The organism is Methylocystis sp. IM3, from assembly GCF_038070105.1.
In the GTDB taxonomy this organism is placed as follows: domain Bacteria; phylum Pseudomonadota; class Alphaproteobacteria; order Rhizobiales; family Beijerinckiaceae; genus Methylocystis.
Genome location: NZ_JBBPBZ010000002.1, coordinates 646,460 through 665,363 on the forward strand (window position 1 = coordinate 646,460; position 18,904 = coordinate 665,363).

Sequence of the window (18,904 nt, forward strand, 5' to 3'; positions counted from 1 at the left end):
TGCAGGAGCTATTTTACGGCGTTAATGCCGGTTTAGCACAAATAGCCTCCGTAGCCGACGGCAACCTGCTAGGCGGAGTATCTGATAGCTCAAATAGAACGTTACCATCAGATTCGCGATAGAAAACCAGTTTGACGGGTTTCGCTATCACATCATGATTGTTGTAGAAAAATTCAACCGGGTGGTCCAAGGTCGGCTTTTGGTGGAAAAGTACAGTTCGAACGAAGGGATCTGCTAACCGCACGTATAAAATGACTCGGATATCTTTGATGATTTCCCTTGCCTGAAGATGGGGAAGCTTTAGTCTGGGTATCTCTATTATCGGACCTCGTAAGGCTAGGTTGTATTTTTCCCCTTTTTTCAGCTCGACAACTGCAGCCTTTCCAAAGGCGTTCTCTGCCACATATGATTTTCGCTCTGTCACTTCGACAGGACCTTCAACACGTGCTTCCCTTTCGGATTTGAGATAAGGAAGCTCTCTGAAAGTGTACTCCTCGTTATCTGCATCATATTTGCCGGACAAAAATCCATCGAGCCTTATCGGTATGTCCTTATCAAGAATGCCGTCGCATGCGGTAGCAGATCGTTTTCGTTGCGAAAATTCAGCCGTGGTTTCAAACTCGTCCTTTTCCATAATCTTGCTGCGACTCAAAGTCGCGGTTGCGGCCTCAAATAGCTGCTTTGTCGTCATTGCTTCAATTGCAGCAACCTTTGATCCGGCTTCCTTTGATAAGCCGATAACCTGATCCGCTAGTGGCTTCAGGGCGGTCGAGATTATTCCGTGTTCTTCTCGGAGCCATTGTGAGATGGGCGCGGGCGTACTTTGTAACGACGTGCCATAAAGCATCGTCTTTCCATCTTGAACTACGGCCGGCAGAGCTACTCCTCCTGAAAATCTCGTTACAGTCGGAGTTCCGTTAACGTCCCCCAGTATAGCAACGAAAGGATCTCCATCTCGAACCGAAATAGTTAGAGCAAAGTCATCCTTCACACCCTTGCCGTAGCTATGGCAAAATAGAAAACCACCTTTTATTGTACAGCTTTCAACCATGAGCATTTGGTGGAGTTGTTTTACGTCTTCTTCAGGCATTATGCTCATCAGCCGAACGATCTCTCCGTCTTCATGGAGGAGTTTTGCCAAACTTCCACCATTCCACCGCGTCACCTCTCCGTCCGGGCCGGCTTTTCTTGCGTCAGGACTGATCCATTTTGCATGTTTGATGGTCTTTTCAACTACACCTCTTCTTACAGTTACTACTTCTGTATCTGCCTTTTCGTCCTGATTTGCTGTCGTTATCGTGATGGTTTTAGTTTTATGGTCGACTTTTGCGATTAGGTCATCACAGGCTGAGAGCTCGCCAATCTCAGAAACTTTGCTCGACGATATATGGAACAAGTTGCACCAGGCGGCGGCAGTGCCTGCATGTCCATGCAGTAAAACAGTAACGTCTCCATTTGTTTCCCATACGTCGCCTATTGATGAAAAATTGTCGGTTGATATTCGCTTTTTATCAATAAAAAGAGCATAGTTGCTTAGCAAATCACCTTCTGATTTCTTAAATCTTAATGTCAGTTTGCCTTTGCTGGTATCGCGTGCAAAAAGCTCATCCGCGGAGGGGCCGCCATACTTATTTTTCGCCACGAGATAATCTTCGGCCTTCGCTAAAGGGCACAGCGGTAGGCTGACGAAATGCAATCCAAAAAAAACTTTGATCAGAAGTTTGTTCAACGCGTTATCCTATGGGTTCAATGATTTCCGCTCTGTGGTTTCTCAATTCTAGCTCATGGGTAAGCTTTGGCTAGCGAGTGTGCGTTGTATAGATCTCTTATCCACCGCTCGCACCCCACCCACCACCCCACCATCCCGCCCAACAATCAGCTCACCGTCATCCGAGCATCTGTGTACCGTCTGTGTAAACTCCCACACACGCTCACGCTCAATCTACGCTTAAATTCCCTCAATCCAATTTAGTTCATGCTTTGTTCTGTGTAGAGCGTGTGTAAAAAAATAGGCGTCAACATCTAGTATGCTGACGCCTAAATCTTTGATATTTTTGCTATATCTTATGTATTCGACGCTAATTTTGATTAGCGCGAATAGAACTCGATCACGAGATTGGGCTCCATCTGAACGGGGTAGGGCACCTCGGTCGCATGGGGGACGCGGGAGAGCCTCGCGGTCATCTTGGAGTGATCGACGTCGTAATATTCGGGCACGTCGCGCTCGGCAAGCGCGACTGACTCGAGGACCGTCACGGCCTGCTTCGAGGATTCCTTCACCTCGATCACATCGCCGACCTTCACCAGATAGGACGGAATGTTGACGCGACGGCCGTTGACGCGGATGTGGCCGTGGTTGACGAACTGACGCGCCGCGAAGACGGTCGGCACGAATTTGGCGCGATACACGATCGCGTCGAGGCGGCGCTCCAGCAAGCCGATCAGATTGTCGCCCGAGTCGCCCTTCATGCGAATGGCCTCGGCGTAATATTTGCGGAACTGCTTCTCGGAGATATTGCCGTAGTAGCCCTTGAGCTTCTGCTTCGCCTTCAGCTGCGTGCCGTAGTCGGAGAGCTTGCCCTTGCGGCGCTGGCCATGCTGGCCGGGGCCATATTCGCGGCGATTGACCGGGCTCTTCGGACGGCCCCAGATGTTCTGGCCCAGGCGGCGATCGAGCTTGTATTTGGCTTCTGCGCGCTTCGTCACGTTACTCTTTTCCTCTCATGGTCGCGTCCGGCGGCGAGAGGCGAAAAGACGAAAGCGCGCCCGAGGAACTTGCGCCCCGGCGCTTCATCGATCGCGTCTCCCGCAGGCTCCCGGCGGCGCCGGGGTTGGGAACGCGCCCTCCTCTGCCGGGATTCCGGCCGACAGGCGTTCTGTGTCGAACGCCACGGGTGCTTGCCCGGCGCGTTTTTACGCGTCAGGCTGAGGGGGAGCTAATGGAAGACGCTCCCCGAGTCAAGTCGAAAGACCAGATTCAGAACAGGTCGATCGGCCAGCCGTCGTTATATGGCACGATCATGTCGGCGTTGTAGGGCGGCCGCTGCGGCAGCGTCTCCTGCATGTACCAGCTACGCTGCGACGCCTGGATCGGATCCTTATTGTAATAGGTCTGCTGCAGCATGTAGCGATTCGTGCTGCCGACCGGCACCTTGGTGCCCGGATCGAGCCAGCTACGGCGTTCGACGTCGATTGTGCGGCCGTTGGAGGCGAGCGCATCGGCGGCGACCGTATAGGCCGGCTGGCGATTGCGCGATTTGGCGAGCGCGTCTCCGCCCGCGGCCATCGCGACCAGGCAGGCGAGGCCCACCGAAAGCATAAGTCCCTTGCGCATCTCCATCCTCTCGAGCTCAACGCTTTGGACGCATCATATAGGATCAGGCGCCAAAAGCGATACGGCCTTCGGTCCGGCTCAATTTTTCGCCGTTTCCGTCTGCAGCGTCCCGGCCTGCGCCACGGGGCGCGCCTTTTTTGCCTGCGCAGTGGGCTTGGCCGGCTTCACGCGGCTTGCGGCGGCCTTGCGCGGAATCGAGGCGGTCACATCGTCGCGAGAGACGTTTGCGCAGCCTTTCCCGCGTGCGATTTCCGCATTGAGGAAGAAATCGTTCAGCGCCTTGTTGTCGCTCCCCGAGGAATAGTTGAGGCCGTCGAGGATGCAGGAGAATGCGACGCGGTCGATCGGCTTGACCGCAGCGCCGCAAGCGATGCCGGCGATCTCGAGTGGAACCTTGGCGTCGACGAGGCGGCCCGCAAGACAGGCGCGTTCGCTCGCCTCGACGCCCTCGCCGCCGGGCTGCGAGAGACGGATGTCAGCCGTCTCGAAGGCGCCGAACCGCGTCTGGAGCGTCGAGCGCTGGCCGATTTTCGCGACATTCAGGCCGGCGTCGCGGGCGTGGCGGGTCATGTCGAGGAAGAAATCCGTGTGTGTCGCCCCCTGATCGAGTTCAGGGTGAATATCGACGCGCAGGAAGGGCGCGCCCATGGCGAATTGGCCGACCGTCAGCCGGTCGATCCGCGGCGCCCCATCCTTGGCGTCGCCGACCGCCACGGTTTTTTTCTCGCGTTCGAATTCGGGCGCCTCGAGGTCGAGCGCGGCGACGGCGCGGGCCGCGGCCGCATCGGGCTCCATGCTTGCCTTGGCGGAGATTTTGGCGGGCCCTTGCGCCGCCGCGGGCCCGCCAGCGTCCGCTACCGTCGCCGGCGGGGCGGGATGGCGCGCAAAAAGCGCCGCGAAGGCAAGAATGAGCGAGGCGCCGACGCCCATGCCCAGTGCGGCGCGAATGCCCGTGGGCCGGGCGTGGATCGGCCCCCAGGAGGTTGCCGCGGCGTCGTCCCGGTCGAAAATACTCGCACTCATCACGCTACCTCCGGCGTCGCGCGTTCAAACGCATATGTACAACAACCGTATGTTGCGTGTTTTTCAGAAAACTAAGGTTAACGGCGGGCGCCTCCTCGCCCCATGGTTAACGTCCGGTGAATCGGGCGCCTTTGGGACAAACAAAAAAGCCTGCGCGTGGGTCGCGCAGGCTCTTTCTCTTTGGCGATCCGGTCGAGGATTATTCCTCGCCCTTCTTGCCTTTCTTCGGGGCCTCTTCGCGGGCTTTCAGCGCCGCGCCGAGAATGTCGCCGAGCGATGCGCCAGAATCGGCGGAGCCATACTGGGCGATCGCCTCTTTCTCCTCGGCGACTTCAAGCGCCTTGATCGAGACGGCGATCTTGCGCGCCTTCCGATCGAAGAGGGTGACGCGGGCGTCGACCTTCTCGCCGACAGCGAAACGCTCGGGACGCTGGTCAGCCCGGTCGCGGGCGAGTTCGCTGCGCTTGATGAAGGTGGTGAGATCGGTGCCTGCGATCTTGACGTCGATGCCCGAGTCCTTGACCTCGGTCACCTCGCAAGTGACGACGGCGCCCTTCTTCACCTCGCCTTCCTCGCCCGCGGCCACGGAGGCGAAGGGATCGCCCGCGAGCTGCTTCACGCCAAGCGAGATGCGCTCCTTGTCGACGTCGACGTCGAGAACCTGCGCCTCGATCACGTCGCCCTTCTTGTACTCCTCGATGACCTGCTCGCCCGGGCGGTTCCAGTCGAGGTCGGAGAGATGGACCATGCCGTCCACGTCCCCGTCGAGGCCGATGAAGAGGCCGAACTCGGTCTTGTTCTTGACCTCGCCCGAGACGGTCGAGCCCACCGGATGCTTCTCGGCGAAGGCTTCCCACGGGTTCTGCAGCGTCTGCTTGAGGCCGAGCGAAATGCGGCGCTTGACCGGATCGACCTCGAGCACCTGAACGTCGACTTCCTGGCTCGTCGAGACGATCTTGCCGGGATGGACGTTCTTCTTGGTCCAGCTCATCTCGGAGACGTGCACGAGACCCTCGATGCCCGGCTCCAGCTCGACGAAGGCGCCGTAGTCGGTGATGTTGGTCACACGGCCGTGGAACTTCGCGCCGATCGGATATTTGGCCTCGATGCCCTGCCACGGATCCTCGAGCAGCTGCTTCATGCCGAGCGAGATGCGGTGCGTCTCGTGATTGATCTTGATGATCTTCACCTTGACGGTCTGACCGATGGTCAGCACCTCGGACGGATGATTGACGCGCCGCCAGGCGATGTCCGTGACATGCAGCAGGCCGTCGATGCCGCCGAGATCCACGAAGGCGCCGTAGTCGGTGATGTTCTTCACCACGCCGTCGATCACCTGCCCCTCTTCGAGGTTGGCGACGATCTCGTGACGCTGCTCGGCGCGGCTCTCCTCGAGCACCGTGCGGCGCGAGACGACGATGTTGCCGCGGCGGCGGTCCATCTTGAGGATATGGAACGGCTGCGGCACGTTCATCAGCGGGCCGACGTCGCGGATCGGACGGATGTCGACCTGAGAGCGCGGCAGGAAGGCCACGGCGCCGTCGAGGTCGACGGTGAAGCCGCCCTTGACCTGATTGAAGATGACGCCCTCGACCTTCTCATTGGTCTCGAAGGCCTTTTCGAGCTTGACCCAGCTCTCCTCGCGGCGCGCCTTGTCGCGCGAGATGACGGCCTCGCCGAGCGCGTTCTCGACGCGCTCCAGATAGACCTCGACCTCTTCGCCGACCTGGGGGGCGGGGTCGCGGCCGTAGCCGGTGAATTCCTTGAGAGGGACGCGGCCTTCGGTCTTCAGGCCGATATCGATGACGGCGACGTCCTTCTCGATGGCGACGACGCGCCCCTTGATGACGGAACCCTCGAAAGCCTCGTTATCGCCGTAGCTCTGCTCGAGCAGGGCGGCAAAATCTTCGCGCGTGGGGGCGCGATCGGTCGTGGCGGACATTTTTTCTCCTGGAGGCCCCGGTCGGGGCGGCGCCGGCGAAAGGTTGGCGTTGCGGTCGGTTTTCGGCGATCGGAACGTCTCGCAGCCTTGGCGGGAGAGACGTAGAATTCGACTGGCGAACGTGTCGTTCGTTCGGCGAACTGGCCGGCGCGGCCCAAAGGACGAAAACCAGGTGGTCTGCGCGGCAGGGAAAACCCCTTCCGCGAGGCTGCTATCTAACAGCGCCTTCGACCTGCGGCAAGCGGCGCCGCCGCGTCTTTGTTGCTGCGATGCGGAAAATCGACTATTGCGGTGCGGGAGCTGCGGGCGCACCCATTTCAGATGGAGGCGCTTCGGCGTTCACCAGGATTTTTGCTTTGTTCGCCATTTGGCCAAAATCCACTAGCGAAAGCGGCGCCCGGTGCTAATCTTCTCCTGCGGCGTCAGAAAAACTCCCACGCGAGCCGCGTTTTCTGGAGAACTCGATGAAGGCAAGAATTTTCGGCGGCGCGGCGCTCGCCCTTGCGACGATCGCCGTCGCGCTCGCCGGGGCGGCGCCCGCCGAGGCGAAGCACAAGGCGCACCGCGCCCCCAAGGCCGAGGCCGAAAAGCATAAATGCGGCGGCAAGAATGGCTGCCCCGCCATGAGCGACGAGAAGGGCAAGAGCGGCGAGAAGGGCAAGGGCGAGGAGAAGGCCGCCGCGCCGGCCGCCGAGACGCCTTCGGACGCCAAGCCTTCGGACGCCAAGCCTTCGGACGCCAAGCCTTCGGACGCCAAGCCCGCTGACGCCAAGCCTGCGGAGGCGAAGCCGGCTGACGGCAAGTGACCCCCTTTCGGCGCCACGCTTTCCGGATGTCCGGAAAGGGCGCCGTTTCCGCCCTCTCGGAGGGTGTTTTGCAGAGGAGAAACATATGAAGACGAAGGTCGTTTCCGGTTCCGCGCTCGCCGCCGCCGCCATCGCGCTCGCCCTCAACGGCGCTGCGGTCGCTCCGGCTCATGCTCATGCGTCCGCCGCCCACGCCAAGGCCCATTGCGGCGCCAAGGGCACGTGCCATCACAAGGCCCGCTGCCACCACAAGGCCCAGTGCCATCACCACAAGGGCCATTGCAACATGAAGAGCATGTGCCATACGAAGTGATGGACGCGCGCCGGACCCCAATGGGTTCGGCGCAATTCGCCCGCTCTCGGGTGCGGTCAGCCGAATTTCTTTCAGGCGGGAGTTCGCATGCAAAAGCCTGCGCCGCTGGGCTATGGTCTCGGCCTGAGGCCCGTCTATTTCGATGAAATCATGTCGACGCGTCCGCCGGTCGACTGGTTTGAAATCATTTCCGAAAATTACATGGTGGCGGGCGGTCGGCCGCTCGCCATGCTCGACCGCATTCGCGCCGATTATCCGGTCGTCATGCACGGCGTCTCCATGTCGCTCGCCTCGACCGACTCGTTGGACTTCGACTATCTGGCCCGGCTTGCGGCGCTGATCGAGCGCGTCGAGCCCGCCTGGGTCTCCGACCATGTCGCCTGGACCGGCGTGCATGGCCTCAATCTCCACGACCTACTGCCGATTCCCTACACGCGCGAATCGCTCGACCATATCGTCGAGCGCATCTGCCGCGTGCAGGACTATCTGAAACGCCCGCTCGTGGTGGAGAACGCCTCGACCTATGTCTCCTTCGTCGCGTCCGAGATGAGCGAGGCGGAATTCGTGCGGGAGATGGCCGAGCGCGCCGATTGCCTGCTGCTGCTCGACGTCAATAATGTCTTCGTGTCGAGCTTCAATCACGGCTTCGACGCCAACGCCTTCATCGACGCCGTTCCCGCCGAGCGCGTCGTGCAGTTTCACATGGCGGGCCATACGAACAAGGGCACGCATCGCGTCGACACGCATGATCAGCCGGTCTGCGAGGAGGTCTGGACCCTTTACGAAAGGGCGCGCCGCCGCTTCGGCGACGTCTCGGCGATGATCGAGCGGGACGATAATTTTCCCCCATTTTCCGAGTTGCTCGACGAGTTGCAGCGCATGCGCGACATCGACGCCCGCCTGGCCGCCGAGCGCGTCTCGAGCGCCGCATGAAGCTGTCGGATTTTCAGGCGCTGTTCCAGTCGCGGCTCCTCGCCGGGCCCGGCGCAGAGGATGCGCCGCTCATCGCCGCGCTGCGGGAGTCGGGGCGCGGCGCCGGGCGCGACGAGTTGCTGCACGTCTATCAGTCCGGCTATCGCGTCCGGCTGGAGAGCTTCCTTCACGAGGATTATCCGGGCCTGCGCGCCCTCCTGGGCGAAGAGCGTTTCGAAGCTCTGATCGGCGCCTATGTCACGGCCCAGCCTCCCAGGGACCGTAACGCCCGCTGGTACACGACCGGCCTGCCGGATTTTCTGCGGGACCATCCCGAATGGAAAGAGGACGCCGCGGCCTCGTCCATGGCGCTCTTCGAGCGCGCCATCGTCGACGCCTTCGATGCGCCGGACGCCGAGCCCCTGGCCGTTCAGGCGCTCGCCGGATTTGCGCCGGAGGAGTCGCCCCGCCTCGTCTTCGACTTTCACCCGAGCCTGATCGTGCTGCGTCTCGCGCCCGGCGTCTTCGCCGCCTATCAGGCGATGAACGGCGGTGGTGAATCGGGAGATGGCGTGGAAGACCCCGAGGCAGAGCGCGCCGGGGAGGAGGGGTTCGAGGCCGTGGCCGTCTGGCGCTGCAACGAGGAGTCGGTCTTCCGAGAGCTCGAGCCGGATGAATATCTGGCGCTGAACGAGGCGCGGGTCGGGCGCGCTTTCGGCGACATCTGCCAGATGGCCGCGTTTCAGCACGCGGGCGAAATCGAGCCGGAGCGGCTGGCCCAGTTTCTGGCGAGCTGGTTCGAGGACGGCATGATCACGGGCGTGTCGCTTCAGGGGTAAGACCGGCGCGTCCTTGCTATAATGCGCGCCGAGGACGAAACCCCGCCGAGGCCAGCTCTTGACGCCCACACTTCTTTCCGCGCCCGTCGACGACAGCGAACTTCTGCGCCAGGCTGAGAGCTGGCGGCGGACGGGGCTGGGCGTCGCCGTGGCGACTGTGGTCGAGACTTTCGGCTCGGCCCCGCGCCCGGCCGGGTCGCTCCTCGTCGTGGAGGAGGGCGGCCTCTTTTGCGGGTCCGTCTCGGCCGGATGCGTGGAGGGGGACGTCATCGCCGCGGCGCTTGATTGCATCGCGGATGGCGCGCCCCGTTTTTTGGAGTTCGGCGTCGCCGATGAGACGGCCTGGCGCGCCGGTCTTTCTTGCGGCGGCCGAATCGCTGTTCATGTCGAGCGCCTCGACGAGGCGCGGCGCGCGCTCTTCGCGCAGATCGGCGCGGAAACTGCCGCGCGGCGTCCCTGCGCGCTGCTCATGCCGCTCGATGGCGGTCCCGCCCGGCTCCTGAAGGCGGCGGAACTCGCCAGCGCCTCACCGGACGACCCGCTCGGCGGGATGCTGCGGGCCGGCGCCAGCGGCCTCGTCGAATCGGCGGGCGCGCGGCTCTTCGTCCGGTTCTTTCGTCCAGCCCCCCGGCTCGTCCTGGTCGGCGCCGTGCATGTCGCGCAGGCGCTCGCGCCCATGGCGCAGATCGCGGGCTTTGCCGTCACCATCCTCGACCCGCGCGGCGCCTATGCGGCGCCGGAGCGCTTCCCTCATGCGCGGCTCGACCCGCGCTGGCCCGAGGAAGCGCTGCCCGAGATCGGGCTCGACGTTTACACAGCGGTCGCGACGCTGACGCATGACGCCAGGATCGACGATCCCGCCCTGCGGCTCGCGCTCGCGTCGGATTGTTTCTACGTCGGCGCCCTCGGCTCGCGGGCGACGCATGCGCGGCGTCTCGAAAGGCTGAGCGCGAGCGGCGCCGGCCCCGCGGCGCTCGACCGGCTGCGTGCGCCCATCGGCCTCGACATCGCCGCCGTGAGCCCGGCCGAGATCGCCGTCTCCATTCTCGCGGAACTCATCCTCGCGCGCGGGCGAAAACCGCTCCGCAGCCTGAAGGCGCAGGATCTCGCGGGGCGCCCGTTCGCAAGCTGCGGCGCATGAGTGGCGCGCCCCTGATCGCCGCCCTCCTGCTCGCGGCGGGGCGGGGCGCGCGGTTCGGCGCCTCCGCCAACAAGCTCCTCGCCGATTTCGACGGGCGGCCCTTGATTCGGCGCGCGGCCGAGGCGGCGCTCGCGTCGCGGCTTCGTCGCGTCATCGTCGTTACCGGCCATCAGCGGGTGGAGATCGAGGCGGCGCTTGCAGGGCTCCCGCTGTCCTTTGCGCCCAATCCCGACTTTTCGCGCGGTCTCGCCTCGTCGCTGCGCCGGGGGCTCACGGCGGCGGGCGACGCGGAGGGCGTGATCGTGCTCCTCGGCGACATGCCGGCCGTCTCGCCGCGCCTCATCGATGCGTTGATCTCGGCCTTCGAAAAGGCGCCGGGAGCCGCGGCCGTTGTTCCGGTCCGGGGTGGACGACGCGGCAATCCGGCGCTGCTCGCGAGGCGCCTTTTTCCTGCGCTCGCGGCGCTCGAGGGCGACGAGGGCGCGCGGCGGCTCCTGCGAGAAACCGACGGCGTCGTCGAGCTTCCTGTCGAGGACGACGCCGTTCTGGCCGATGTCGATACGCCAGCCGACCTCGCGCGCCTGCGAGAGACGATCAGACGAAGCTGATCTTCTGATCCTTCAGCGGCACGGAGCGGACGCGCTTGCCGGTCGCCGCGAAATAGGCGTTGAGCACGGCCGGGGCCGCGACGCAGATCGTCGGCTCTCCGACCCCGCCCCAGAAACCGCCGCTCGGCGCCAGAACGCAGTCGACTTTCGGCATATCCTTCAGCCGCATGGAATCATAGCTGTCGAAATTCTCCTGCTCGACCCGCCCGTTCTTGACGGTGATTCCGCCATAAAAGAGCGCGGAGAGTCCGAAGACGAAAGAGCCGGCGATCTGTCGCTCGACCTGCGCGGGATTGACGATATGGCCGGGATCGGTCGAGGCGACGATGCGGCTGATCTTCACCTTGTTGTCCGGAGAGACCGAGATCTCTGCGACCGCGGCGACGAAGCTGTTGAAGGCCATGAAACAGGCGACGCCGCGATGGAGCCCCTCGGGCGCGCGCTTTTCCCAGCCCGCCCGCGCGGCGACCGCTTCGAGCACGGCGCGCTGCTTTGGCTGTTTGGCCAAGAGCTTCAGGCGGAAGGCGACGGGGTCCTCGCCTGCGGCATGCGCCAGCTCGTCGATGAAGCATTCGAGATAAATGGCGTTCTGATTGATGTTCACGCCGCGCCACCATCCGGGCGGAACGGACGGATTACGCATGGCGTGTTGGATCAGCAGATGGGGAATGTCGTAGCCGAATTGCGCCTCGCCCGTCGCCGCGAGCCCCTGGAAGACGGCCGGATCGAGCCCGTCCTTGATCCACTGGGGCCGCACGCTCGCCGAAATTGACTGGCCCGAAATGCGCATATGGAGGCCGGTGAGCTTCTTTTCGGCGTCGAACGCCCCGACGAGCCGGCACTGCGTCACAGGATGATAGGCCCCATGGGTCATATCTTCCTCGCGCGACCACAGAAGCTTCACCGGCGTCCCGGGGAACTCTTTCGCGATCAGCGTCGCCTGGCGCACATTGTCCATGAACAGACGCCGGCCGAAGCCGCCGCCCAACATCACGCGATGCACGTCGCATTTTTCGATCGGAAGTCCTGCGGCGTCGGCCACGGCTTCGCGGGCGGCTTCGGCGTTTTGCGTGCCGGTCCAGATCTCGCATTTCTCCGGCGTATAGAGCACCGTGGCGTTGAGCGGCTCCATCGCCGCGTGGTTCTGGTGCGGATAACTGTAGACTGCCTCGACGGTTTTTGACGCGCCGGCCAGCGCCGTGCGCGCGTCGCCCCTCTCATGGCCCGTGACGGCGGGCTGCGCGGGATCGAGCCCTTCGGCGAGCCATTTGGCCGTGTCGGCGCTGGAGGTTCTGGCGTTGGGGCCCTCGTCCCAGACGATGGGCAGCGCATCGAGGGCGGTTTTCGCCCGCCACCAGGTATCCGCGACGACGGCGACGGCGTTGTCCCCGACGCGCAGAACTTTCTTCACGCCCTTGCGGCCGGCGATCTTGCTTTCGTCGAAGCTCTTCAGCGTTCCGCCGAAGACGGGGCAGGCCTTGATCGCCGCATTCAGCATCCCCGGCAGTTTGACGTCGATCCCATAGATCGTCTTGCCGGTCGTCTTGTCCGAGGTGTCGAGGCGCTTCAGCGCCTTGCCGGCGATCTTCCAGTCGCGCGGATCCTTGAGCGGAACGTCGCTGGGCGGCGTGAGTTTCGCCGCCGCGTCGGCGACTTTTCCGAAGCTTGTCGAGCGGCCCGAAGCGGCGTGGGAGATCACGCCCTTGTCGACGCTGCAGTCCGCGGCGGGGACGCCCCAGCCATTCGCCGCCGCCTGAACGAGCATGTGACGGGCCAGCGCGCCGCCCTTGCGCATGTAATCCTGCGACGCGCGCACGCCCATGCTGCCGCCCGTGGCGAAGTCGCCCCAGATGCGGCCGCGCGCCGCGCTCTGGCCGGGCGTCGGCAATTCCGTCGTGACCTTCGACCAATCGCAGTCGAGCTCCTCGGCGACGAGCTGAGCGAGGCCGGTCAGCGTGCCCTGGCCCATTTCGGCGCGCGCAATTCGGATCACCACCGCGTCGTCGGGCTTGACGACGATCCAGGCGTTGACCTCCGGCGCTTCCGAGGCGTCTGCTGAGAACGGAAGGCCGAGGCCGAGCGACAGGCCGCCGCCGAGCGCGGCGCCGCCCACGACGAGGGCGCGCCGGCTGATGTGAAGGGCGTTGCTCATTCGGGTGCTCCTCTCAGGCCCGGGCGGCGGCGTGAATGGCCTCGCGCACCTGCTGGAAGGTTCCGCAACGGCAGATGTTGGTGATGGCGGCGTCGATCTCGGCGTCGGTCGGCTGCGGCTTTTCCGTCAGGAGGGCCGCAACCGCCATGATCATGCCGGTCTGGCAATAGCCGCATTGCGGAACGTCCGCGTCGATCCACGCCTGCTGCACGCGATGCAGGACGCCGTTCTGGGCGAGGCCCTCGATCGTCGTGATCTTGCGGCCGACGGCGTCGCCGACAGTGACCACGCAGGAGCGGACGGCGGCGCCGTCGATATGGACCGTGCAGGCGCCGCAGGCGCCGACGCCGCAGCCATATTTCGCGCCGGTCAGCCCCAGGCTCTCGCGAATCGCCCAGAGCAGCGGCGTGTCGTCCTCGACATCCGCCTGGACCGATTTTCCATTGACAACCAGGACTGTCATTCGCCGCCTCCCCGACCGCCCGTCATCCCCTCGGGATGCTATCAAACACGAAGGGCCCGGCCAAGGCGCGGACCCTCTCGCCGCGCCTGTTTTCGGGCTGCCCTGCGAGGCATAGCCCGAGCGTCTCCGCAAAAAGAAGGGCAAAATTACAGCGATTGTGTCGCCTCGATTGCGAATCACCCTGCAAATCGTTAGCAATTTCGTGTTGGCTCAGGCTCGCAGCATGTGGCGGCCGATCGCGACGAGGAGAGAATTCTGATGGCCAAGGCAAAAACCACCAAGGCTGCCGCGACCACGAAGGTCAGCAAGGCCGAGGCGCCCGCCATTCGTCCGGTGAAGGAAACCATGACGAAATCGGCGTTGATCAATTACATCGCCGAACAAAACGACCTGCCGCGCAAGACGGCCGCAGCCGTCTATGCGACGCTCGAAGGCGTTTTCATGGGCTCGGTCCATCCCAAGGGCGTGGGCGAATTCACTCTGCCCGGCCTGCTGAAAGTGACGCTGCGCAAGGTGCCGGCGCGCAAGGCCGGCACGCTGGTGCGCAATCCGGCGACCGGCGAGATGGTGAAGGCCGCCGCCAAGCCTGCGAGCGTGCGCGTGAAGATCCGCGCGCTCTCGAAGCTCAAGTCGGCGGCGTCGAAGTAACGAGATTTTTTTTCGCCGGCTGGCTGCGCCCGCCGGCGACGTTTTTTTGCCGCCCATGACTTCGTCGTCTCATGGCGCGCTTTTCAGCATTGCTTCGCGACGCTCGCGCCTTCCTGCCCGTCAAGCTTGTGTAACAATGGGCAGGCAAGCTCGTCGCTGAAAACACGGCCGCGCCGATCTCGACTTGCCGACCGGCGCCCGATCGTCGAGAATCCTTCCCGATGGAACATTCGCTTCCGCAGCCGCGCGTCATCGATGCCGATGGGCTACAGGCGCTCATCGACGTCCTGCGCCAGGAGGGCCGCCGGGTCATCGGCCCGACAGTCGCCGACGGAGCGATCGTTTATGACGACATCGACGGCGTCGCCGACCTTCCCAAGGGTTACACGGACGAGCAGGAGCCGGGGCGTTACGCCCTCGCGCCGCGGGACGACGAAGCGCTGTTCGGCTATGCGGTCGGACCGCATTCCTGGAAGAAGCTTCTCCACGTTCCCGTCCTGCGCCTCTGGCGCGCCGTCCGCAAGGGAAGCGATGTAGCGATCGAGGCCGAGGAGCCGGCGTCGCAGAATTTCGCCTTCCTCGGCGTTCGCGCCTGCGAGCTTGCGGCCATCGCGATTCAGGACCGCGTGCTGATGGGCGGCGCCTATGTCGATCCGCATTACGCGGCGCGGCGCGAGGCTGCCTTTCTCATCGCCCTGAATTGCGGCAAGGCGGGGGGGACCTGCTTTTGCGTCTCGATGGAGGCGGGACCGAAGGCGACCAGAGGCTTCGATCTCGCGCTTACCGAGTTGATCTCACACGACGCCCATCTTTTCCTGATCGAGGCCGGATCGCAGGCGGGAGCGGAGGCCCTCGCGCAACTTCCGGGGCGCGAGGCGATGCGGCAAGACCTCGACGCCGCCGCGGCGGTCGTGGCGCATACGGCCGCCACAATGGGGCGCGACATGCCTCGGGACGCGCCAGAGCTCCTCATGCGCAACCTGCAGCATCCGCGCTGGGAGGAGGTTGCGCAGCGCTGTCTCTCCTGCGCCAATTGCACGATGGTCTGCCCGACCTGCTTCTGCACCACGGTGGAGGACCACAACGATCTTCTCGGCGTCGACTCGTCGCGAGACCGGCGCTGGGATTCCTGTTTCACCATGGATTATTCTTACATTCACGGCGGCGCTGTGCGGCCGAGCGTCTCGTCCCGTTATCGTCAATGGATGACGCACAAGCTCGCCACCTGGCATGAGCAGTTCGGGACATATGGCTGCGTCGGCTGCGGCCGCTGCATCACCTGGTGCCCTGTGGGCATCGACATCACGGAAGAAACGCACGCCATCGGCGCGAGCGAGGGAACAGGAGAGCGCGGCCTTGGAAAATCTTGAGCGCATCCTCTCGGAGCATCCTTTTTTCGCCGACCTCGACAAGAGCTTTCTTTCGCTCGCCTGCGGCTGCGCCAGGAATGCGCATTTCGAGGGCGGCCGGTTCATTTTTCACGAGGGCGGCGCTGCCGACAATTTCTACCTCCTTCGGCAAGGGCGGGTGGCCTTGCAGATTTCTGCGCCCGGCCGCGGCGCCAATACATTTCTCACGCTCGAGCCGGGCGAGGTTTTCGGGGTCAACTGGCTCGTGCCGCCCTATCGCTGGAGCTATGACGCGCGGACGCTCGAGAGCGCGCGCGTGATCGCCATGGATGCGCATTGCCTGCGCAACAAATGCGAGGCCGACCATGACCTCGGCTATGACATCATGAAGCGGCTCATGCCGATCCTGATCGAGCGCCTGCATGCGACGCGCCTTCAGTTTCTCGATCTCTACGGCGCTCATGTCTGAGGCCGCCGATCCATCCGGGCGGGCCGCGCCGCCCATGGTTCCGCGCATCGCGCATGTGCGTCGCCGGCGCCATGACGCGCCCGACGCCTGGACGCTCGAACTCGAAATGTCCGACGGCGCGCCGCTGCGCTATGCGCCCGGCCAGTTCAACATGCTGACGGCCTTTGGCGTCGGCGAGGTTGCGATCAGCATGAGCGGCGACCCCGCCAGCGGCCCGCTCGTCCATACGATTCGCGCGGTGGGGCCCGTCTCCCATGCGCTGACAAGACTTGGGGCGGGCCAACTCGTCGGGGTGCGCGGGCCGTTCGGCGTCGGCTGGCCGATGGCGCAGGCCGCGGGCAAGGACGTGCTCCTGGTCGCAGGCGGCCTGGGTCTCGCGCCGCTGCGTCCCGCCATTTATCGACTGCTCGGCGAGCGGGCGCGCTTCGGCAAGGTGACGCTGCTCTTCGGCGCGCGGCGTCCGGAGGACATCATCTTTCGTCATGAGGTCGAGAGCTGGCGGGGACGTTTCGACATCGATGTCGAGGTGACGGTCGATCACGCCGGCGCCGACTGGCGGGGGCATGTGGGCGTCGTCACTGGGCTCATATCGAGGCATGAGATCGACCCGGCCGCGACGGTCGCCATGGTTTGCGGGCCGGAAGTGATGATGCGTTTCGTGGCCATGGCGCTCGTCGACAAGGGCCTTGCCGAAGACGCCATGTATCTTTCCATGGAACGCAACATGAAATGCGCGATCGGCCATTGCGGCCACTGTCAGCTGGGGCCGACCTTCATCTGCCGCGACGGGCCTGTCTTCACCTTCGCGCGGCTGAAGCCTCTCCTTTCAGTCAAGGAGCTTTGAGATGGCGCACCGCAAGCCGCGTCTCGCCGTCTGGAAATTCGCCTCCTGCGACGGCTGCCAGCTCAGTCTGCTCGATTGCGAGGACGAGCTTCTCGCCATCGCCGGCGCGCTCGAGATTTCCTATTTTCCCGAGGCGACGCGCGGCGAGGCGCGGGGCGTCTATGATCTCTCGCTCGTCGAGGGGTCGGTGACGACGCCGCATGACGCCGAGCGCATCCAGGACATTCGCCGTCGCTCGAAAAAGCTCGTGACCATCGGCGCCTGCGCCACCGCCGGCGGCATTCAGGCTTTGCGCAACTTCGCCGATGTGCGGGATTATGCCGCAATCGTCTACGCCCATCCTGAATATATCCAGACGCTCGCGACATCGACCGCCATCTCGCAGCACGTCCCCGTCGATTTCGAGTTGCGCGGCTGCCCGATCAACAAGGGTCAACTGGTCGATGTGATCTCGGCGTTCCTCACGGGCCGTCGCCCCAATACGCCGGCGGAAAGCGTCTGCGTGCAATGCAAGCTCAAGGGCAATGTCTGCGTCATGGTCGCGCGGGCGATCCCCTGCCTCGGCCCCGTTACGCATGCAGGCTGCGGCGCCTTGTGTCCTTCCTATGACAGGGGGTGCTATGGGTGCTTCGGGCCGAAAGAGACGCCGAATGCGCCGTCCCTGAGCGGTTGGTTCAAGCGCCTGGGCGTCGATGAGAAGGGGTTGCAACGCATCTATCGCACGTTCAACGCCGACGCCGAACCCTTCCGCCAGGAGAGCGAACGCCATGACGCGCAAGACCATCAAGGTTGATCTCCTCGCGCGCGTCGAGGGCGAGGGGGCGTTGAAGGTCGTCGTGCGCGACGGAAAGGTGCAGAGCGCGCAGTTCAGCATCTTCGAGCCGCCCCGCTTTTTCGAGGCCTTTCTGCGCGGCCGGCACTTCGCCGAGACGCCCGACATTGTCGCGCGCATCTGCGGAATCTGCCCGGTCGCCTATCAGATGAGCGGCGTGCATGCGCTCGAAAATCTCCTCGGCGTCGATGTTTCCGGGCCCGTGCGCGCCTTGCGCCGGCTCCTCTATTGCGGCGAATGGATCGAGTCGCATGTGCTGCATATCTATATGCTGCATGCGCCGGATTTTCTCGGCTACGACGGCGGCGTGCAAATGGCGCGCGACCATGGCGCCGCCGTGACGCGCGGCTTGCAGCTCAAGAAGGTCGGCAACGAAATTCTGCAACTGCTCGGGGGCCGGGAAATCCATCCGGTCAATGTCCGCGTCGGCGGCTTCCACCGCGCGCCGCGCAAGCGCGAATTACGCCCGCTCGCCGAAAGGCTGAAATGGGCGCGCGACGCGGCGGTCGAAACCGCACGCTGGGTCGCGACCTTCGACTTCCCTGAACGCGAGCGGGATTATGTTTTCGTGGCCCTTCGACACGCGACCGAATATCCCTTCAACGCAGGTCGCATCGTTTCAAATCGCGGTCTCGACATTTCCGCCTCCGAATATGATGCGCATTTCGCAGAGGCGCAGGTTCAGCATTCCACGGCGCTGCATTCTTACTTTCGCCAGGGCGGCGGCTCTTATCTCACCGGCCCCCTTGCGCGCTACAATCTGAATTTCGACCTCTTGTCGCCGCTTGCTCAGGACATCGCCCGGGAGATCGGTCTCGGCGCCACATGCCGCAACCCCTACCGCAGCATCATGGTCCGCGCCGTCGAGACCATTTACGCCTGCGACGAGGCGCTGCGCGTCATCGAGACTTACGAGGAGCCAGACCGGCCCTTCACGCCGGTGGAGCCCCGTGCGGGCGTCGGCTACGCCGCGACCGAGGCGCCGCGCGGGTTGCTCTATCACCGTTACCGGATCGATGCGCAGGGGATGATCGAAGACGCGCAGATCGTGCCGCCGACGTCGCAGAACCAGGCCTGTCTCGAAGAGGATCTTTTAGATTTCGTCGGCGGTTTCCTCGACCTTCCCGACGATGAGTTGCGGCATCGCTGCGAGCAGACGGTGCGCAATTACGATCCCTGCATCTCCTGCGCGACGCATTTCCTGCGACTCGATATGGACCGGGGCTGAG

19 protein-coding genes are annotated in these 18,904 nt (G+C 63.7%); 12 read left to right on the forward strand and 7 right to left on the reverse strand.

What is annotated here, in order from left to right; translation table 11 throughout:
• Window positions 1-13: 13 nt before the first annotated feature.
• The 5 genes from WOC76_RS04895 to rpsA all read right to left on the reverse strand — a co-directional run bounded on the left by WOC76_RS04895 (window position 14) and on the right by rpsA (window position 6,299).
• Window positions 14-1,729 carry a hypothetical protein gene (locus WOC76_RS04895; RefSeq protein WP_341108585.1) on the reverse strand — a complete coding sequence of 572 codons (1,716 nt, stop codon included), beginning with the start codon at window positions 1,727-1,729 and terminating at the stop codon, window positions 14-16.
• A gap of 359 nt (window positions 1,730-2,088) precedes the next feature.
• On the reverse strand, window positions 2,089-2,706 hold the full coding sequence (rpsD, locus tag WOC76_RS04900) for a 30S ribosomal protein S4 (RefSeq protein ID WP_341108584.1): 618 nt from the start codon (window positions 2,704-2,706) through the stop codon (window positions 2,089-2,091).
• A 271-nt stretch (window positions 2,707-2,977) separates the two neighbouring features.
• Window positions 2,978-3,334, reverse strand: a complete 357-nt coding sequence (locus WOC76_RS04905) for a hypothetical protein (protein WP_341108583.1) — start codon at window positions 3,332-3,334, stop codon at window positions 2,978-2,980.
• Between the two features lie 78 nt (window positions 3,335-3,412).
• Window positions 3,413-4,357: a hypothetical protein gene (locus WOC76_RS04910; RefSeq protein WP_341108582.1), complete on the reverse strand. Its 945-nt coding sequence runs from the start codon at window positions 4,355-4,357 to the stop codon at window positions 3,413-3,415.
• A 199-nt stretch (window positions 4,358-4,556) separates the two neighbouring features.
• On the reverse strand, window positions 4,557-6,299 hold the full coding sequence (rpsA, locus tag WOC76_RS04915) for a 30S ribosomal protein S1 (RefSeq protein WP_341108581.1): 1,743 nt from the start codon (window positions 6,297-6,299) through the stop codon (window positions 4,557-4,559).
• Between the two features lie 464 nt (window positions 6,300-6,763).
• Between rpsA and WOC76_RS04920 the strand changes: the two genes are divergently transcribed.
• The 6 genes from WOC76_RS04920 to WOC76_RS04945 all read left to right on the forward strand — a co-directional run bounded on the left by WOC76_RS04920 (window position 6,764) and on the right by WOC76_RS04945 (window position 10,918).
• Window positions 6,764-7,105, forward strand: a complete 342-nt coding sequence (locus WOC76_RS04920; RefSeq protein WP_341108580.1) for a hypothetical protein — start codon at window positions 6,764-6,766, stop codon at window positions 7,103-7,105.
• 85 nt (window positions 7,106-7,190) lie between these two features.
• Window positions 7,191-7,418 carry a hypothetical protein gene (locus WOC76_RS04925; RefSeq protein ID WP_341108579.1) on the forward strand — a complete coding sequence of 76 codons (228 nt, stop codon included), beginning with the start codon at window positions 7,191-7,193 and terminating at the stop codon, window positions 7,416-7,418.
• A gap of 87 nt (window positions 7,419-7,505) precedes the next feature.
• Window positions 7,506-8,351: an MNIO family bufferin maturase gene (gene bufB / locus WOC76_RS04930; protein WP_341108578.1), complete on the forward strand. Its 846-nt coding sequence runs from the start codon at window positions 7,506-7,508 to the stop codon at window positions 8,349-8,351.
• The gene (locus WOC76_RS04935; protein ID WP_341108577.1) at window positions 8,348-9,169 is read left to right on the forward strand and encodes a DNA-binding domain-containing protein; all 822 of its coding nucleotides are present in this window, start codon (window positions 8,348-8,350) and stop codon (window positions 9,167-9,169) included. Before bufB ends, WOC76_RS04935 begins: the two co-directional genes overlap by 4 nt.
• A gap of 58 nt (window positions 9,170-9,227) precedes the next feature.
• The gene (locus WOC76_RS04940) at window positions 9,228-10,310 is read left to right on the forward strand and encodes an XdhC family protein (RefSeq protein WP_341431306.1); all 1,083 of its coding nucleotides are present in this window, start codon (window positions 9,228-9,230) and stop codon (window positions 10,308-10,310) included.
• Window positions 10,307-10,918, forward strand: coding sequence for a nucleotidyltransferase family protein (locus WOC76_RS04945; protein ID WP_341108576.1), 612 nt, complete (start codon window positions 10,307-10,309; stop codon window positions 10,916-10,918). The genes WOC76_RS04940 and WOC76_RS04945 overlap by 4 nt, the downstream gene beginning before the upstream one ends.
• Here WOC76_RS04945 and WOC76_RS04950 read toward each other — a convergent pair.
• Window positions 10,905-13,070, reverse strand: coding sequence for a xanthine dehydrogenase family protein molybdopterin-binding subunit (locus WOC76_RS04950; protein WP_341108575.1), 2,166 nt, complete (start codon window positions 13,068-13,070; stop codon window positions 10,905-10,907). The genes WOC76_RS04945 and WOC76_RS04950 overlap by 14 nt on opposite strands.
• A gap of 13 nt (window positions 13,071-13,083) precedes the next feature.
• Window positions 13,084-13,533, reverse strand: coding sequence for a (2Fe-2S)-binding protein (locus WOC76_RS04955; protein WP_341108574.1), 450 nt, complete (start codon window positions 13,531-13,533; stop codon window positions 13,084-13,086).
• 258 nt (window positions 13,534-13,791) lie between these two features.
• Between WOC76_RS04955 and WOC76_RS04960 the strand changes: the two genes are divergently transcribed.
• The 6 genes from WOC76_RS04960 (at window position 13,792) to WOC76_RS04985 (ending at window position 18,903) form a co-directional block, all read left to right on the forward strand.
• On the forward strand, window positions 13,792-14,181 hold the full coding sequence (locus WOC76_RS04960) for an HU family DNA-binding protein (RefSeq protein ID WP_341108573.1): 390 nt from the start codon (window positions 13,792-13,794) through the stop codon (window positions 14,179-14,181).
• 221 nt (window positions 14,182-14,402) lie between these two features.
• Entirely contained in the window at window positions 14,403-15,551 is a 1,149-nt protein-coding gene (locus WOC76_RS04965; protein ID WP_341431307.1) for a 4Fe-4S dicluster domain-containing protein, read from the forward strand.
• Window positions 15,538-15,999 carry a cyclic nucleotide-binding domain-containing protein gene (locus tag WOC76_RS04970; protein ID WP_341108570.1) on the forward strand — a complete coding sequence of 154 codons (462 nt, stop codon included), beginning with the start codon at window positions 15,538-15,540 and terminating at the stop codon, window positions 15,997-15,999. The genes WOC76_RS04965 and WOC76_RS04970 overlap by 14 nt, the downstream gene beginning before the upstream one ends.
• Window positions 15,953-16,843: an FAD/NAD(P)-binding protein gene (locus WOC76_RS04975; RefSeq protein WP_341108568.1), complete on the forward strand. Its 891-nt coding sequence runs from the start codon at window positions 15,953-15,955 to the stop codon at window positions 16,841-16,843. Before WOC76_RS04970 ends, WOC76_RS04975 begins: the two co-directional genes overlap by 47 nt.
• Window position 16,844: 1 nt before the next feature.
• Window positions 16,845-17,636, forward strand: a complete 792-nt coding sequence (locus WOC76_RS04980; RefSeq protein WP_341108567.1) for an NADH-quinone oxidoreductase subunit B family protein — start codon at window positions 16,845-16,847, stop codon at window positions 17,634-17,636.
• Complete coding sequence (locus tag WOC76_RS04985) at window positions 17,611-18,903, forward strand: Ni/Fe hydrogenase subunit alpha (RefSeq protein WP_341108564.1); 1,293 nt, start codon at window positions 17,611-17,613, stop codon at window positions 18,901-18,903. The genes WOC76_RS04980 and WOC76_RS04985 overlap by 26 nt, the downstream gene beginning before the upstream one ends.
• Window position 18,904 lies beyond the last annotated feature (1 nt).

Excerpts from the sequence above, each read along its gene's own strand:
- WOC76_RS04980 (WP_341108567.1), top strand. The coding sequence starts at position 16,845 with ATGGCGCACCGCAAGCCGCGTCTCGCCGTCTGGAAATTCGCCTCCTGC.
- WOC76_RS04925 (WP_341108579.1), top strand. The coding sequence starts at position 7,191 with ATGAAGACGAAGGTCGTTTCCGGTTCCGCGCTCGCCGCCGCCGCCATC.
- WOC76_RS04960 (WP_341108573.1), top strand. The coding sequence starts at position 13,792 with ATGGCCAAGGCAAAAACCACCAAGGCTGCCGCGACCACGAAGGTCAGC.
- WOC76_RS04975 (WP_341108568.1), top strand. The coding sequence starts at position 15,953 with ATGCGACGCGCCTTCAGTTTCTCGATCTCTACGGCGCTCATGTCTGAG.
- WOC76_RS04945 (WP_341108576.1), top strand. The coding sequence starts at position 10,307 with ATGAGTGGCGCGCCCCTGATCGCCGCCCTCCTGCTCGCGGCGGGGCGG.
- WOC76_RS04950 (WP_341108575.1), bottom strand. The coding sequence starts at position 13,070 with ATGAGCAACGCCCTTCACATCAGCCGGCGCGCCCTCGTCGTGGGCGGC.
- WOC76_RS04905 (WP_341108583.1), bottom strand. The coding sequence starts at position 3,334 with ATGCGCAAGGGACTTATGCTTTCGGTGGGCCTCGCCTGCCTGGTCGCG.
- WOC76_RS04910 (WP_341108582.1), bottom strand. The coding sequence starts at position 4,357 with ATGAGTGCGAGTATTTTCGACCGGGACGACGCCGCGGCAACCTCCTGG.
- WOC76_RS04920 (WP_341108580.1), top strand. The coding sequence starts at position 6,764 with ATGAAGGCAAGAATTTTCGGCGGCGCGGCGCTCGCCCTTGCGACGATC.
- WOC76_RS04935 (WP_341108577.1), top strand. The coding sequence starts at position 8,348 with ATGAAGCTGTCGGATTTTCAGGCGCTGTTCCAGTCGCGGCTCCTCGCC.
- WOC76_RS04965 (WP_341431307.1), top strand. The coding sequence starts at position 14,403 with ATGGAACATTCGCTTCCGCAGCCGCGCGTCATCGATGCCGATGGGCTA.
- WOC76_RS04985 (WP_341108564.1), top strand. The coding sequence starts at position 17,611 with ATGACGCGCAAGACCATCAAGGTTGATCTCCTCGCGCGCGTCGAGGGC.
- WOC76_RS04955 (WP_341108574.1), bottom strand. The coding sequence starts at position 13,533 with ATGACAGTCCTGGTTGTCAATGGAAAATCGGTCCAGGCGGATGTCGAG.
- rpsA (WP_341108581.1), bottom strand. The coding sequence starts at position 6,299 with ATGTCCGCCACGACCGATCGCGCCCCCACGCGCGAAGATTTTGCCGCC.
- bufB (WP_341108578.1), top strand. The coding sequence starts at position 7,506 with ATGCAAAAGCCTGCGCCGCTGGGCTATGGTCTCGGCCTGAGGCCCGTC.